Annotated in this window: 2 protein-coding genes; both read right to left on the reverse strand. The window is 62.2% G+C overall.

The features are described from left to right. Positions 1 to 119 precede the first annotated feature (119 nt). A complete protein-coding gene (locus BLR63_RS09970; RefSeq protein WP_010564296.1) occupies positions 120 to 4,238 on the reverse strand; it encodes an amino acid adenylation domain-containing protein in 4,119 nt (1,372 codons plus the stop codon). Further along, positions 4,238 to 18,382 carry a non-ribosomal peptide synthase/polyketide synthase gene (locus BLR63_RS09975; RefSeq protein ID WP_231998157.1) on the reverse strand — a complete coding sequence of 4,715 codons (14,145 nt, stop codon included), beginning with the start codon at positions 18,380 to 18,382 and terminating at the stop codon, positions 4,238 to 4,240. Before BLR63_RS09975 ends, BLR63_RS09970 begins: the two co-directional genes overlap by 1 nt. Positions 18,383 to 18,389 lie beyond the last annotated feature (7 nt).

Here is an 18,389-nt window from a genome sequence, read left to right on the forward strand (position 1 = left end):
ACGCAAGCCCCAAGACCCCCCGCCCTCAGGCGGGGGTTTTCTTTGCCCATGGATAAACCACCGGGCAAAAAAACACCGGCGCGAGGCCGGTGTCCGGGAGTAAGGAGGCGTGGTACTGGCTAGTGCCTGGCGCCTTTCAGAGCAGAAACAAATGAGGCGATGAATTCAGGGTTGTCGACGATTCGATCATGGGTCGTATCGATGACCACCGACGCGTGCACCCCATGGCCAATCCCCTCTTCAAGCGCGGAGCAGATGACATGTCGATCATTGGCAGACTTGCTTTGTGCAGCCCACCAGCAACTTACTGGCGCCGCGATAGGAGAATAATCGGCATCCTTCAAGCGCTCATCGAGCATGTGCTTCAACGCCCACGACACCTCCAGCTCGCCCCCCTGGCGCAGTTCGTCGCGCAGGCTGACAAACACCTCGCCAAGGGCCAAATGTGCCCACTCACAAAACGCCTTCCATTGCTGATCAGCCGCGGTACCGGCGTGCTCAATATCTTGCCAGGCCTGGGTAATGGCCTGCGCCGACTCAGGCAACATGACCGTCAGCAATTCCACGCGTTTGTCGCCTGGCCCCAATGATTCAACGGCGGGTTTGAGCCACTTGTCCCTGTCCCAGAACGCCTTGACGCGCATCGGCGGAGGCGCATCGATGCACCCCAGAAAGGCCACATCCGCGCCCCGAGCCTCCAGATACGCGGCAACCTGCAACGAGAGATTGCCGCCCAGCGACCACCCGGCCAAGTAATACGGCCCGCCCGGCTGGGTCACCAGAATCTGCCGGGCATAGTCCTCGACCATGGCATCCCACGTCGGCACAGGGCTTTGCGGATCCATCAGTGCGCGGCAAATGATGCCCTGTACGGGCATCTCCAAGCGCAAGGCCATACCGATGGCCTTGTAGCAATGTACCGAACCGAAGCTTGGGTGAAACAGGAACAATGACGGGCCGCCCTTGCAGCCATTCAAGTCAACGATAAGCGAGGGCTCCCGTTCATCCAGCGTACTGCGTGCCAACGCTCTCACGGTTGAACGCGTCATCAATTGGTTGACTGTGAGCACCAGCCCACATTGAAGCGCCAGACGTTCTTTCACCACCAGTAGCAGCAACGAATGCCCGCCAAGCTCGAAAAAATTATCGTCCAAACCGACCCGATCGACCCCCAGCACCTGTTGCCATATCTGCGCAATCTGCTGTTCCAGCGCCGTGTGAGGTGCTGCATAGTTGCGTTGCTGGCTGCCAGCTTCAGGGCGCGGCAGCGCCTTGCGCTCCAGTTTGCCGTTGGGGCTCAGCGGCATATTTTCCAGCAAGACCCACTGGGCCGGCACCATAAAGGCCGGCAGGTAGGTTGAAAGATGGGCGGCGAGGGTTTCACGCCAATGCGGCAATGGCTCATCAAGTACCACGTAACCCACCAGTTGGGTACCGTCCAGCGCTAACACCGCGGTTTCGCGTACCCATTGATGTTCAAGCAGGCGTGCTTCGATCTCACCCAACTCGATACGCAGGCCGCGTAGTTTGACTTGATGGTCGATGCGCCCGGCGTACTCAATGACCCCGTCTGGACGGTAACGTGCCAAGTCTCCGGTACGGTACATCCGCTCCCCGGCCCCGAAGGGGCTGGCGACAAAACGCTCGGCGGTCAGTACCGGCTGGCGATAATACCCACGCGCCAGGCCCTTGCCCGTCAGGTACAACTCGCCCAGGACACCGATCGGCACCGGTTCCAAATGACCGTCCAGGATGTGGCAACCCAGATTGGCGATGGGCTTTCCAATGGGCACGGCATCCTTGCCTTCGTCGACACAGGTCCAACTGGTGACATCGATGGCCGCTTCCGTGGGACCATAAAGGTTGTACAACCGAGCCTGTGGCAGCTTGGCGAACACCTGCTGCTGCGCATCGACCGGCAAGGCTTCACCACTGCAGATGATGCGCTTCACGCTGCTGCAGCTGCCCACCGGACCATGCTGCAGGAAGGCTTGCAACATCGACGGAACAAAGTGCAGCGTGGTAACCCCCTCACGCTTGATCACCTCCACCAGCTTCGCCGGGTCACGGTGATCCCCCGGCGCGGCCATCACCAAGCGGGCGCCGCTGAGCAAAGGCCAGAAGAACTCCCACACAGACACATCAAAACTGAACGGCGTCTTCTGCAATACCGTATCGCTGGCGCCCAAGGCATACGCCTGTTGCATCCAGCACAAACGGTTGGTGAGGGCCGCATGACTGTTGCCCGCCCCCTTGGGTTTCCCGGTAGAACCAGAGGTGTAGATCACATACGCAAGGTGCTCGCCACTCACAGCCACGCTAGGGTTGGCCTCATCGTAAACGTCCAGCCATTGCCCGTCGCCATCCAAGTCAATGCGTTGTACGTTGTCTGTGACCGGCAGTGTCAAGTGAGACTGGCTGAGTAACAGGTTTACCGCACTGTCCTCCAGCATGTAGCACTGGCGTTCCTTAGGGTATTCCGGGTCAACGGGCACGTAGGCACCGCCGGCCTTGAGGATCGCCAACAGGCCAACGACCATCTCCACCGAGCGTTCCATTGCCACGCCCACCAGGCTGTCCGGGCCAACACCCCGCGTGATCAAGGCATGGGCCAAGCGGTTGGCGCGACGGTTCAGGGCGTCGTAGCTCAACTGCATCGCGCCAAACGCCAGGGCGGGTCGGTGCGGAGTGCATTCGGCGTGCTCTTCAAACAGTTGATGCACAGTCTTTTCAAGGGGGTAAGCGGTAGTCGTCGCATTCCAGGTAGCGACGATCTGCCGACGCTCCTCCGCGTCCAGCATCACCAACGTATCAACCAAGGCCTCGGGCTCGGCAACCATTGCACCGAGCAGGCGTCGCCAGTGTCGCGCCATACGTTCGACGGTCGCCGCATCGAACAGATCGGTTGCATAACCAAATGAAGCGCCGATACCCGACGCTTCCTCCGAGACGTTCAAGATCAGGTCGAACTGAGCCGTTCGGCTCTCCCAATCCAGTCCCTCCAGCACCAGGCCGGAGGTTCCCGGCTCACTCTCGTGGGCTGTTCCTCGGTTCTGGTGGTTGAACATCACCTGGAACAAAGGGCTGTAACTCAAGCTGCGTTGCGGACGAAGCGCTTCCACCAGTTGCTCGAAAGGCAGATCCTGATGCGCCTGGGCTTCCAGCACCCGCTGACGGGTCTGACGCAACAGCGCCAGCGCGCTGGTATGCTCGTCCACATCGGCTTTGAGTACCTGGGTGTTGACGAAAAACCCTACCAGCCGCTGCGTCTCCACGCGGTTCCGGTTGGCGGTCGGCACACCGACACGGATGTCCCGTTGCCCGCTGTAGCGATGCAGCAGGGCCTGAAAGGACGCCAGCAGCACCATGAAACTGGTTGCCCCTTCACGCTGCGCCAGCGCCCGGACTCCCGCGGCCAACTGATCATCCAGCACCACGTCCAGGGCCGCCCCCCGAAAGCTCTGCGAGGCCGGGCGTGGCCGGTCCAGAGGCAGCTCCAACACCGGTTGATCACCGCCGAGCACGCCTTGCCAGTATTCCAACTGGCGTTGTTTTTCCCCCGCTTCCATCCAACTGCGCTGCCACAGGGCATAGTCCGCATACTGGATCGGCAGCGCAGGTAACTCAAACTCAAGACCCCGGCTGTAGGCCGTATAGGCCTGCACCACTTCCTCCACCATCACTTGCATCGAAGCACCGTCGGAGATGATGTGGTGCTGTACCAGAACCAGTACATGGTCCAGTTCTGACAGGCGCAGCAGGGTCATGCGTAAAAGTGGGCCACGCGCCAGGTCGAACGGGTGTGCAATGGCCTGCTCGACGCGTGCCTTCAATTGGCTTTCAGCAAGGGTTTCAGGTTCCAGCACCACAGCATAGGTGGGCTGGATCTCCTGGCGCATGCCTTCACCGACCTGCCTGAACTGTGTACGCAGGCTCTCATGCCGGGCGATCAGCGATTCAAAACTCTTCTGCAACGCGACAATATCCAGACGACCTTTGAGTCGCAAGGCACTGGGAATGTGATAAACCGCGCTTTGTGGGTCCAATTGCCAGAGAAACCACTGACGCTCCTGAGCGTACGAAAGCGGCAAGGCAGTCGCTTCAAGCCGTACCTGTGGGATCGGCAGGTTGGCCGGTGAAACGCCTTCCTGCAGCATCTTCTGCAGGTAGACCTTGCGCTGCTCAAGCGGTAGCCCGATAAATCGCTGCATGATTCTGTACGCCATCTGGTCGTCCATTACCGCTGCTCCATTTCGTCGAGGAGTGAATCCAGGAACGCCAACTTCTCTGTGCTGACACCGCTGCCCAGCGCTTGCAGATGATCCGCCAGTTGCCCGAGCCGGGTATGCTGGAACAGCTCATGCACGCTGATCTTCACGCCCAACTCCAACTGAATGCGCGACATCACATTGATCACCAGCAGCGAATGCCCACCCAGCTCGAAAAAGTTGTCATTCAAGCCCACTTGCCTAACGTCCAACACCTCCTGCCAGATCGCCGCCAGTTGCTTTTCAAGGTCGCTGTGAGGCGCCGCATACTGGCCCTGCACAACTTGGTTGTCGGGTTCAGGCAGGGCCTTGAAATCCAGCTTGCCACTGGGGCTTAACGGCATGTGCGGCAGACGCACGAACTGCTTGGGCACCATGTAGTCCGGCAACTGCGCCTGCAACGCGCTGCGCAAAGCCTGGCCGTGCTCGGCGTCATCCGGGGCTGAAGAGCGAGCCACGTAGTAGCCGATCAATTGGGCGCCGCCGCTGCCCTGGCGCAGAATCACCTCAGCCTGGACGACATCGGCCTGCAGCATTACCCGCGCACGGATTTCCTCCAATTCAACCCGGAAGCCGCGAATCTTGATCTGATGATCCAGGCGTCCCAGGTATTCCAATGCGCCGTCGTCGGCCCACCGCACGCGGTCACCGGTGCGATACAGCCGCGCACCGGAACTGTCGAACGGGTCTGCGACAAAGCGCTCAGCCGACAACCCCGGTCGCCCGAGATAGCCGCGCGCCAAGCCGGAGCCACCGACGCACAGCTCGCCGGCAACACCGACCGGGACCGGGTTCAGATCCCCATCCAATACGCGGCAAATCACATTGCCCAACGGCCGGCCAATCGGCGAACGCACACCCTCCTCCAGGGAACAGGCCCACCATGTCGCGTTGATGGTCGTTTCAGTCGGACCATAGCGGTTGTGCAGTACCACAGTGGGAAGGGTCCGCAGGATCTGATCACGCAGGTCGGCCGTCAGTGCCTCCCCGCCAGAGAACACTCGGCGCACGCTGGAACATTGGGCAACACCCGGCGTTTCAATGAACAATTGCAAGAGTGATGGCACAAAATGCAGTGTGGTCACGCCGAATGCCTGGATCAGTTCCATCAGACGCACCGGGTCGCGGTGTTCGCCCGGTGCCGCGATTACCACGCGGCTGCCGCTGATCAGCGGCCAGAAGCACTCCCACACTGACACGTCAAAACTCATCGGGGCCTTTTGCAACAGCACATCGTCAGCTTGCAACGCGTAAGTGTTCTGCATCCATTGCAGGCGCTGCGCCAAGGCTTCGTGGGTCACGCCCACGCCTTTAGGGTTGCCCGTGGTGCCTGAGGTGTAGATCACGTACATCAGGTTCTGGCCATTGACGGCCACCTGCGGGTCGGTCTCGGCGCAACCCTGCAACCACGCCTGATCGCCTTCCAGGCTTAGGCATTGCACGCCGTTGGCCGCCGGCAGGTTCAGATGCGACGGTGTCAGCAGCCACTTCACACCACTGTCCTTGAGCATGTAGGCAAGGCGAGCTTCGGGATAGTCTGCATCAAGCGGTACATACGCACCGCCAGCCTTGAGTATGGCCAACAGCCCCACCAGCATGTCGAAGGAGCGCTCCAACGCAATGCCCACCAGCGAATCCGGTCCAACACCCTGCTTGATCAGTCCGTTCGCCAGACGGTTGGCACGCCGGTTCAATGCCTCGTAGGTCAACTGTTGCTCGCCAAAGATCGCAGCCGTTGCCTGCGGCGTACGGCGTACCTGCTGTTCAAATTGGTGCTGGACGAGAGGGCAAAGGGTGTCGTCAAGCGGCCCTTTGCCTTGCTCCATCAGGGCCTTGTGTTCAGGCTCCGTCAACATCGTCAACTGCGCCAGGGGTGCCTGGGGCTTGGCGACCAGTTCTGCCAGCAAGTGCAGCAGGTGCTGGTTGATACGCTCGACCGTCGGGGCCTCCACCTCTGCCAGGTCATAGCTGTAGTGCAGCGTGAGCGTTTCACCGACACCGACGGCAATCGACAAGGGATAGTGCGTCTGTTCCCGGCTGCTCACATGGCCGAAGCGAACACCCTGCGGTGCCCCCTGCTCCAACACCGCTGATACGGGGTAGTTTTCAAACACCAGAATGGTGTCGAACAACGCCTCGCCACCCAGCCCCGCCAAGCGTTGCAGTTCGAACAAGGGCGTGTGCTCTTGCTCGCGCAACGCAAGGTTCTGTTGCTGGATCTGTTGCATCCATTGTGACGCTGGCATGTCCGGCCGAGGTGTTGCCACCACCGGCAAGGTATTGATGAACAATCCGACTTGCTGCTCCACCCCACGCAGCTCTGCGGGGCGCCCCGATACCGTGGCGCCGAAAGCAACGGTGTCCTGGCCGGTATAGCGTTGCAGCAGCAACAACCAGGCCGATTGCACCAGGGTGTTGAGCGTTATCTTCTGCCCCTGGGCAAAGGCCTTGAGCCGGGCCATCTGCGTGACATTCAGTTCATGGGCGTGCTCACCCAGGCCGGACGCGTCACGCTCCTTGTCGCGCGGCAGCGCCTGGAACAACCGCGTGGGCTCATCCAGCTCAGCCAACTGGCTTTTCCAGAAAGCTTCCCGCAGCGTTTTATCCTGGGCTTGCAGCCAGGCGATGAAATCCCGGTAACGCGCGACTTGGGCTGGCGGCACATGCCCGGCATACCGCTCCAGCACTTCGCCGAGCAATTGGGAGCTGCTCCAACCATCCATCAAAATGTGGTGGCTGGTGTAGATCAGGTGGCAACGCTGCGGCCCGGTATGCGCCAGCGCAATTCGCACCAGCGGCGGGCTCTCCAGGCTGAAGCCTTGCAGGCGTTGCGAGTCAGCCAACAGGTCCAACTGCTTGTTTTGATCGGCGCCCTCAGGGCACTCGGTTTCGATAAAGGGCAACCGGGCCTGGCGATGCACCACCTGCAAGGGTTGCTCAAGATCCCCGTGCCAGATAAAACCGGTACGCAGGATATCGTGATTATCCAGCGCAGCCTGCCAGGCCGCGCGGAAACGCGGGATATCCAGACCGTCCACATCCACGCGCATCTGGTTGACATAGTCACCCGCCTGCGGCTCGTACAGGGCGTGGAACAACATGCCCTGCTGCATCGGCGACAAGGGGTACACATCATCGGCGGCGGCCAACGCAAACTCGTCCAACTGTACCTGGCTGAGCCGGGCCAGCGGGAAGTCCGACGGCGTCACGCCCTGATGCGCGGCCAGGCAGCAATGCTCGATCAGCGCCTTGAGTTCCTGCTCATACGCATCGGCCAGGCGTTGTACTGTGGCCTCGCTGAACATCTCGCGGCTGAAACTCCAGCTCAGGTTCAGCTCACCGCCATACACCTGTCCGTTGATGTCCAGCCAGTTGCCCAAAGACGCGTGCTCGCTCTGGTCGGCGCCGGCACCTTCGCCCGTAGGGGTGAAGAAAGCGTGCGCGATATCGCCCTCGAAGCTGCCATCGAACTGGCCTAAGTAGTTGAAGGTGATCCTGGGTTGCGCCAACCCGCCCAGTGTCCGACGGGCCTCATCGTCTCCCAGATAGCGCAGCGCGCCGAAGCCGATGCCTTTGTCTGGAACGGCGCGTAACTGCTCCTTGATACGCTTGACCGAATCGGCCAGGGACGCAGCCGGGGTCAGCACCAGCGGGTACATGCTGGTGAACCAACCAACCGTGCGGGTCAGGTCGATATCATCGAACAGGTCTTCCCGACCGTGCCCTTCCAGCTTGACCGCCAGGAAGTCGCCGCCCGTCCAGCGCGTGATGACACGGGCCAGGGCGGTCAGCAGCAGGTCGTTGATCTGCGTACGGTAAGCCGCCGGGGCCTCTTGCAACAGGCGACGGGTCCAGGATTGGTCCAGATGCGTGCCCACGGTGATAGCCAGGGAATTCTGCCTGCCACCTTGCGGGTTATCACAAGGTAGATCGGCATCGACCCCTTGCAACTGCGCCTGCCAGAACCGCAGTTCCTCTTGCAATGCCGGGCTCTGCGCGTGGGCCTGCAACCGTTTGGCCCACGTCTGGGTCGAGCTGGTCTTGGCCGGCAGCGAGACGACCTGCCCGGCCTGAAGTTGGGTGTAGGCAGTCTGCAGGTCTTCGAGCAGAATTCGCCACGACACGCCATCCACCACTAGGTGATGGATCACGAGCAATAGCCGTTGCGATTGGTCTGGCAGCTCGACCAGCACAGCGCGCATCAACGGCCCCCCTGCCAGATCCAGGCTGCGCTGGGCTTGCAGACCCAGGGCCTCAAGCGCGTCAAGATCAGCGAGGGTGGTTTGCCAAAGCAGGCTGCCGCTCGATTCAACCTCTCGATAATGGGCCTGCCAGCCAGCCGATGACCGGGTGAAACTCAAACGCAATGCGTCGTGGTGCGAGACCAATGCCGCGAGGGCGGTGCTCAAGATCGCAACATCCAGTCGCGCACCAGGGCGCAATACCACGGATTGGTTCCAGTGATGACGCTCGGCAATGTCTTCCTGGAAAAAATACTGGTGAATCGGCAAGAGCAATGCTTCACCAGTGGCCGGCCCCTGATCGATGACAAGGCCCTGCCCGCCGGTCTGCGCGACGGCGGCCAGGCTCTGCACCGTCTGGTGCTGGAACAGGTCCTTGGGAGTAAAGAGAATACCGGCCTGGCGTGCGCGGCTGACCACTTGGATCGAGATGATCGAATCGCCGCCCAGTTCGAAGAAGTTGTCGTTCAAACCTACGCGCGGCAAGCGCAACACGTCGGCCCAGAGACCGGCGATCTTCCGCTCCAGCTCACTGCGCGGCGCCACATAGGTTTGCTGCATCAGGCTGATATCGGGTTGCGGCAGGCCCTTGCGATCGAGTTTGCCGTTGGGGGTCAGGGGCATTTGCACCAGGAACATGAAGTGCGCGGGCACCATGTAGTCCGGCAAACGGGTTTTGAGCGCTCGGCGCAGGCTGTCGCGCCACTCGGTTTCGTTGATTGCAGAGGACGCCGGCACCACATAGGCCACCAGTTGCTTGCCAGTCGGGCCTTCCTGGGCCACCACCACGGTTTCGCCGACGTTGTCCTGCTCGCGCAGACGCGCTTCGATCTCGCCCAGTTCGATACGGAAACCGCGGATCTTCACCTGATGGTCGACACGACCCAGGTAGTCCACCACCCCATCCAGGCGCCCACGGGTCAGGTCGCCGCTGCGATACACGCGGCGGCCGGGTTGGCCGAACGGGTCGGGGACGAAACGTTCGGCGGTGAGTGCCGGGCGTTCCAGATAACCACGCGCCACGCCCTCGCCGCCCAGGTACAGCTCCCCAGCGACGCCGATGGGTTGCAGGTTGAGCTGGGCATCGAGGATGTAGCCGCTGCGGTTGCCCAGCAGCGTGCCAATCGGTGCATACACGGCGCCGCACGGATCACCCTTGCGTGCCTTCCACAGCAGCGGCGTGACCACGGTTTCGGTCGGGCCGTAGCCGTTGAACAGATAAGTAGGTTTCAGCGCACGCCAGGCCAGGTCGTAGCTCGCTTGCGCCACCGCGTCACCGCCAAAGCAATACACCCGCACCTTCGGCGGATTGCCGTCGCGCTCGGCATGCTCGGCCAGTTGTTGCAGATAAACCGGCGGGAACACCGCCATGGTCACGTTGTGGCGATGCATTTGCTGGTAGGTGTATTCCGGCAACCACAGGCTGTCATCGCGGATCAGCACGCTGGCGCCGTTGATCAGTGGGTGCATCCAGCCTTCGTGGGAGCCGTCGAAGGCGAAGGACATGAAGTGCAATTCGCAATCGGCCGGGCTGGTTTCGTAGCGCTCCCCGGTGGCGATGATATGCGCCACCAACGGGCCGTGGGCCACCGCCACGCCCTTGGGCATGCCGGTGGAGCCGGAGGTGTAGATCACGTAGGCGAGGTTGTCGCCGTCGAGGTCAACCGAGGGCGCAGTGTCGCTGAAGCGGCTCCAGGTTTCGGTATGGTCGATGGCCAGCGTGTCCAGGCCTTCGGGGATCGGCAGTTGCGGCAACGCACTGGAATGGGTCAGCAGCAGTTGCGCGCGGCTGTCCTGCATCATGTACAGCAGGCGATCACGCGGGTATTCCACATCCAGCGGCACATACACGCCGCCGGCTTTCATCACCGCGAGGAACGCCACCATGATCTCGGCACTGCGCGGCATGGCAATCGCCACGCGCACTTCCGCGCCGACGCCACGGGCGATCAACGCGTGAGCCAACTGGTTGGCCTGGCGGTCCAGTTCGCCGTAGGTCAGGGTTTGCGCGTCGAACTTGACCGCGATTGCCTGCGGCGTTTCCCGCGCGCGATCGGCGACCAACTCGTGCACCAGGCGTTGGGCCGGGAAGCCGGCGTCGGATTGATTCCACACCTGCAGGATCTGCCGCTGCTCCTCCTCGTCCAGCAGCGTCAACTGCCCGATAGGCTGCTGCGGATCGGCAACCATGGCTTGCAACAGGTTCTGCCAGTGGCCGGCCATGCGCGCAATGGTCGCTGGGGCGAACAAATCGGTGGCATAACCCAGGGTGGCACTGATCCCCTCGCCCCACTCATACACGTCCAGGTCCAGGTCGAAATGCGCGGTGTGGCTGTTCCAGGCCAGTTCCTCGACGCGCAATTCACTCGACGCTTGCTCCAAGGTCGCACGACTGGCCACCTGATGGTTGAACATCACTTGGAACAACGGGTTAAGACTCAGGCTGCGCTCCGGTTGCAGCGCTTCCACGAGTTGCTCGAACGGCAGATCCTGATGGGCCTGGGCGTCCAACGCACGCTGTCTGACCTGCTGCAATAACTGGGCAACGGTGGTCCGCCCATCAATATCGGCCTTGAGCACCTGGGTGTTGACGAAGAAGCCAATGAGTCGTTCGGTTTCGGCGCGGTTGCGATTGGCAATCGGCACGCCAACGCGGATATCTTCCTGGCCGCTGTAGCGGTGCAACAACGTCTGGAACGACGCCAGCAGCAGCATGAACATCGTCACGCCTTCTTGCTGGGCCAGGGCATTGAGGCCGGACACCAGCGGTGCCGGCAACTCCACGCGCAGACGCGCGCCGCGATGGCTCTGTTGCGCCGGACGCTGGAAGTCGAATGGCAACTCAAGAACCGGCTGCTCACCGGCCAGCAGGCCGTGCCAGTAGTCGAGTTGACGCGCCTTTTCACCCGCGGCCATCCAGTCGCGTTGCCACACGGCGTAATCGGCGTATTGGATCGGCAGCGCCGGCAATTGCAGGTCCTGCCCCTGGCTGAACGCGCCATACAATTGCACCAGCTCATCTACCATCACCTGCATCGACCAGCCATCGGAGACGATGTGGTGCTGCACCAGCACCAGCACATGATCATCCTCGGCTATACGCAGTAGATCGACGCGCAGCAGTGGGCCCTGCTCCAAGTCGAATGTGCGCGCAATACTCGCTTCCACCCGAGCCTGGAGATCGGTCGCCAATACGGCGCCATGGGTGATCGCGACAGGCGCAGGCTCACCCACGACTTGCACGGCACCCGCACTGTCCTGGCGCAGCACGGTGCGCAGGCTCTCATGACGCGCCACCAGGCAATCAAAGCTGCGTTGCAGCGCGGCCAGATCCAGGCGGCCCTTCAGGCGCAGCGCGCTGGGTACGTGGTAGGCGGCGCTTTCGGGATCCAACTGCCAGAGAAACCACTGGCGTTCCTGGGCATACGACAGCGGCAACTGGCGATCTCGCGCCACGGGGACCAGCACTGGCGCGCTGACGCCGCCGGCTCCTTCGAGTGCCAGCAACGCCGCCACAAACCCTTGCAGGCGGGGCTGCTCGAACAGCATTCTGAGCGGGACTTCCAGCGCCAACACCTGGCGCAGCCGCGAGGCTACTTGCATCGCCAGCAGCGAATGCCCACCCAACTCGAAGAAGTGATCCGTGCGGCCAACCTGCACCACACCGAGGATATCCGCCCAAATTGCTGCCACTTGCTGCTCGATGGCGCCGACGGGCGCCACCCAATTGCGCAGCGAATGGCGGGCATCCGGCTTTGGCAATGCCTGGCGATCCAGCTTGCCGTTGGGGTTCAGCGGCAGACGCTCAAGGAATATCAGGTGAGCGGGCACCATGTAGTCGGGCAGCTGTTCACGCAGCGTGGTGTTGAGCACTTCACCCAGGGCGTCGGTATCGTGCTGCTCTGCAACCAGATAGGCCAGCAACTGGTTATCCGACGCCAAGACCACGGCTTCGCGGATGCCGGCTTGGGCCAGCAACAGCGCTTCGATTTCACCCAATTCGATACGGAAACCGCGAACTTTCACTTGGTGATCAACACGACCGACGTATTCGATGATGCCGTCGGCTCGGTAGCGTGCCAGGTCGCCGGTGCGATACAGGCGCCCGCCACTGCCGCTGAAGGGATCGGCGACAAACCGTTCGGCGGTCAACAATGGACGGTTCAGGTAGGCCCGCGCCAGGCCACAGGCGCTGCCAATATACAGTTCGCCAACCGTGCCCAGTGGCGCGAGGTTGAGATCGCGGTCCAGCACGTACAAACCACGCCCAGGCAACGAGCGGCCGATCGGACTGGCAGTGGTGCCGATGACCTCCTGGCCCGCCGTGCAATCCAGCGTACTGGAAACCACCGTAGCCTCGGTCGGTCCGTAGGTATTGAGCAGGCGTATATGCCCCAGGCCCGCCCGCAGCCATTGGGCCGGACCGTCCAATGGCATGGCTTCGCCGCCGATATGCACTTGTTGCAGGGCCCCATAACTACGCGGCCCGGCCGCCAGGCAGTCGAGCAGGAACAGGTTCCAATAGGCCGTCGGCAGGTCGGCCACGGTAATGCCCTGACCCAGGATCTCGATGTACAAGCGCCCACTGTCCCACAGCTCCGGACCGCGCAGCACCACAGCGGCGCCATGGATCAAGGCCGGGTACAGCTGCTCGACGAAGCCATCGAAGTTCAGCGTGGCGAACTGCAATACGCGGTCATTCGGGGTCAGCCGCGAGTAGTCGGCGGCAATATGCGCGAATTCATTCAACGCACCATGGTCGATGGCCACGCCCTTGGGTTTGCCGGTGGAGCCAGAGGTGTAAATCACATAGGCCAGGTTGTGCGGGTCGATCATTACCGCCAGGTTGTCCTCAGCATAGTGGGCCATCGGCACCCAGTCGATCGCCAACGCGGTAACGCCTTCGGGTAGCGCTATCGGCACATGCGACTGCGTCAGTACCAGGCCTACGCCACTGTCCTCAAGCATGTGGGCCAAGCGTTCACGCGGGTATTGCGGGTCGAGGGGTACATAGGCGCCACCGGCCTTGAGGATCGCCAACAGGCTGACCACCATGGCGAAGGAGCGCTCCACCGCGACCCCAACCAGCACTTCGGGGCCCACGCCCTGCTCCACCAGACAATGGGCCAGGCGGTTGGCCTGGCGGTTTAGCTCGGCGTAGCTCAGCGATTCGCCATCGAGCACCAGCGCCACGGCCTGCGGACGTTGCAGCACCTGCGCCTCGAACAGACGATGAACACCGGCCTGCCACAATACCGCCGGGCTGCTGCTGTTCCAGGCCTGTTGCAAGCGGTGCTGCTCTTCAGTCGCCAGCAAAGGCAAGCGCCCAACAGGTTGAGTGGGTGTCTTCACCACACTGCGCAGCAGGCCCAGCCAGTGGCCAGCCATGCGCTCAATGGTCCGCGCGTCAAACAGGTCCGTGGCATAGGTCAGCGATGCCCAAAGCCCGTCGGCGGATACCTGGGTGTCCAGGCTCAAGTCAAAGTGTGCGGTGTGGCTGTCCCAGGCCAGGCCTTCGACACACAGTCCCGCAATCGACTGCGCGCTCGCCTCACTGCGAGCGTCGGTCTGGTGGTTGAACATCACTTGGAACAAGGGGCTGTGGCTCAGGCTGCGCTCAGGTTGCAGCGCCTCGACCAATTGCTCGAACGGCAGGTCCTGATGAGCCTGCGCCTCCAGGGCCGCGCGCTTGACCTGTTGCAGCAGCTCGGCAAACGCCAGTTCACCGGTGATATCGGCCTTGAGCACCTGGGTGTTGACGAAAAAGCCGATCAGCCGCTCAGTCTCAACCCGGTTGCGGTTGGCAATCGGCACGCCGACGCGAACATCCGATTGGCCACTGTAGCGATACAACAACGTCTGGAACGATGCGAGCAACAGCACGAATAGGGTCACACCTTGGCTGCGGGCCAGGGTGTGCAGCGCATCGACCAACGCCGCCTCCAGCATCAGGTCCAGGCGCGCGCCACGATGGCTTTGCACCGCCGGGCGTGGATAGTCCAGCGGCAGCTCCAACACCCGCTGCTCACCGGCCAGACGTTCACGCCAATAGGTCAACTGGCGTGCCTGTTCGCCCGCCGCCATCCAGTCGCGCTGCCATACCGCGTAGTCGGCATATTGAATCGGCAACGCCGGCAGATGGGGCTCTAGGCCCTGGCTGAACGCGGCATAGCCTTGCACCCATTCTTCGACCATCACCTCCATCGACCAGGCGTCGGAGATGATGTGATGCAGCACCAGCACCAGCACGTGATCGTCCGCCGCCAGGCGCAACAGCTTGACCCGTAGCAGTGGTCCTTTGCACAAGTCGAATGGCCGGGCGATTTCCTCTTCAATCCTGGCCTTCAACGCGTCGGGGTCATCGCTGTACAGCACCTCTTCGTCGATCAGCAACCTTGCCGACGCGACGAGATGCTGCACAGTGCGCTCGCCCTCGACGGCAAACACGGTGCGCAGGGTTTCATGGCGCTCGATCAAACAGTCGAAGCTGCGTTGCAGGGCCTGGCGATCGAGTGCACCGCGCAGGCGCAGGGCGACCGGGATGTGATACGCGGCGCTCTGCGGCTCCAGTTGCCAGAGGAACCACTGACGTTCCTGGGCAAAGGACAGGGCCGATGAGCGATCGGGCGCCGAACGGGTAATCGGCAACATGTCATGGGCAGTGCCCGACAACGACTGCACAAAACGGCCAAGCACCGGCTGTTCGAACAGGTTTTTCAACGGTACATCGATACCGAGCGCCTGGCGTACGCGAGACACCACGCGTGTGGCCAGCAGGGAATGCCCGCCGATTTCAAAGAAGTGATCGTCCTGGCCAACCTGCGGCATACCCAATACTTGCGCCCAAATGGCCGCGACCTGGCACTCACGCTCAGTGACGGGCGCAACATAACGCTTTTGCAGCACACCGGCATCGGGCTTAGGCAGCGCCTTGCGATCCAACTTGCCATTGGGGGTCAAGGGCATCCGCGGCAGAAACACCAGATAAGCCGGCACCATGTATTCCGGCAACTGCTCACGAAGGGCTGCCTTGAACTGCTCACGCAATCGGGCCTGTTCGTCCTCGGGTATCGGCTGCCCGGTAACCAGATAGGCGAGCAGTTGATCGTGATCCGCCACCACGGCGGCCTCGCGCACGGCAGGCTGCTCGCGCAAACACGCCTCGATCTCTCCCAACTCAATCCGGAACCCCCGCACCTTGACCTGATGATCAACACGCCCGATGTACTCGACCACGCCGTCCACGCGATACCGCGCCAGGTCGCCGGTGCGATACAGCCGCTCGCCGTGACGGGCAAACGGATTGGGCACAAAGCGCTCGGCGGTCATCGCCGCACGGCCGTGATAACCCCGGGCCAGGCCGACGCCGCCGATCAACAGCTCGCCTGAAGCCCCGACCGGGCACGGGGTGAAGTCAGCATTGAGAATAAACAGGGAGGTATTGGCGATCGGACGACCGACAAAAGGCAGCGGCTCGAGCAATTCGTGGGCGGCCGACCAAATGGTGGTTTCGGTCGGGCCATACAGGTTCCACACCGAGCCCTGCTGGGCCAACATGCGTTGGGCCAGATCGGCCGGCAGCGCTTCGCCACCGCACAAGCACTTGACCCCGCGCAGCAAAGCACCGCGCTCGCTGTCCAGGAGCATGCGCCAGGTCGACGGCGTGGCTTGCACCACACTGATCGCTTCGCGCTGCACCAGGCTCAGGATCGCTTCAGGGTCCAGGGACACGTCCTTGTCGGCCAGCACCACGGTCGCGCCTGCGGCCAGGGGTACGTAGAGCTCCAGGGCGAAGATATCGAACGAGAACGTGGTCAACGACAACAGGCGCGCGTCAGCGCCGATGACCAGGGTGTCGGCCATGCCATGGGTGAAGCTGCTCAGGGCAGCATGACGCACCATCACCCCTTTGGGTTTGCCGGTGGAACCGGAGGTGTAGATCACATAGGCCAGATGCTCACCCGTCAACTCGATGTCGGGATTGGCGTGGCTGTAGCGCCCATCTTCCTGCGCGTCCATGAACAGCACGTGCTGCTCGACGGCCAGAGACAACCGTTGGTGCAGGTCGCCGGCAGTCAGCAACACGTGGGCCCGACTGTCTTCGAGCATGAAGGCCAACCGATCCGCCGGGAACTGCGGATCGAGCGGCACATAGGCACCGCCCGCCTTGAGGGTTGCCAGCAAGGCCACCACCATGTCTACCGAACGGTCCAGCGCCACGGCCACCAACACATCGGGACCGACTCCGGCGGCGCGCAGACGGTGGGCCAGGCCATTGGCGCGGCGGTTCAGCTCACCGTAACTGAGCGCCTGGCCGTTGCAGACCAATGCCGTCGCGTCCGGCCGCACGTGGGCCTGGGCTTCCAGCAGGCAATGCACACCCACGTCCTGAGCGAAGGCTTTGTGCGTGTCGTTCCAGCCGTGCACCTGCTGCTGCCACTGGGCATCGTCCAGCAGCGGCAGCTCGCCGATGCGACCACTGCAATCTTTGGCCACCCGCTGCAGCAAGCGGTGCCAATGCGCAAGGAAACGTTCAAGGCTCGGGGCGTCGAACAGGTCGGTGGCGTAAGTCAGGGAGGCCTGGATACCGTAAGCCGACTCCTGAGTGTCGAGGCTGAGGTCGAACTGCGAGGTCTTGCTGTCCCACTCCAGCCCCTGCACATGCAGGCCGGTCACGCTAGCGCCGGTAAGCCGGGTGTCGGTCTGGTGATTGAACATCACCTGGAACAACGGGTTGTAGCTCAGGCTGCGCTCCGGCTGCAGCGCTTCCACCAACTGCTCGAATGGCAAGTCCTGATGAGCCTGGGCTTGCACCGCGCGCAGACGGGTTTGCTGCAGCAGTTCGCGGAAGGTCATCTGGCCGTCGATATCGGCCTTGAGGATCTGCGTGTTGACAAAAAAGCCGATCAGGCGCTCGGTTTCCACGCGGTTGCGGTTGGCCACCGGCACGCCGATGCGAATGTCGTTCTGGCCGGTGTAGCAATGCAGGACCGCCTGGAACGACGCCAGCAACAACATGAAAACCGTCACGCCTTCGCGCTGCGCCAGCGTCTTCAGGCCCTCAACCAGAGAGGCTTCCAGGCTCAGGTCCAGACGCGCACCACGGAAGCTCTGCACCGCAGGCCGTGGGCGATCCATGGGCATTTCCAATACCGGCTGCACACCGCCGAGCATGCCTTGCCAGTAATCCAGTTGACGCTCACGCTCGCCGGCTTCCATCCAACTGCGCTGCCACAGCGCATAGTCGGCGTACTGGATCGGCAAAGCCGGCAATTGCAGGTCGCGCCCCTGAACATTGGCGGCATACAGCTGCACCAGCTCGTCGACCATCACCTGCATCGACCAGCCATCGGACACGATGTGATGCTGCACCAGCACCAGCACATGCTCCTGCGGGGCCAGGCGCAGCAGCTTGACCCGCAACAGCGGGCCTTGCTGCAAATCGAACGGCTGGGCGATTTGCGCCTCGACCAGCGCCTTGAGTTCCGACTCTTCGGCCTCGACCAGCGCGATATCCACCTGCGCCCGATCGGCGATGACCTGCAAAGCACTGTCGCCGTCCTGCTGCACATGCGTGCGCAGGCTTTCATGGCGCATCACCAATGCGTCAAAGCTGCGCTGCAACGCGGCCACGTCCAAGTGACCGCTCAGGCGCAAAGCCCGGGGCACGTGATAGGCCGTGCTCTGCGGCTCCAACTGCCACAGAAACCACTGCCGCTCCTGGGCATAAGAGAGTCGAAGCGGCTCGCCTTCCTGGCGCTTGAAAACCGGGGCAATCTCAAACAGGTTGATGCCTTGCTGCTTGAGCATTACCGCCAACGCTTTCTTCTGTTGCGCAGAAAGTGAACCTACCGACTCGATTAATGCTTGCACGCCACGC

Source organism: Pseudomonas extremaustralis (assembly GCF_900102035.1).
Classification (GTDB): Bacteria; Pseudomonadota; Gammaproteobacteria; order Pseudomonadales; family Pseudomonadaceae; genus Aquipseudomonas; species Aquipseudomonas extremaustralis.

Coding starts and splice junctions, on each gene's coding strand:
- BLR63_RS09970 (WP_010564296.1), bottom strand. CDS start 4,238: ATGGACGACCAGATGGCGTACAGAATCATGCAGCGATTTATCGGGCTA.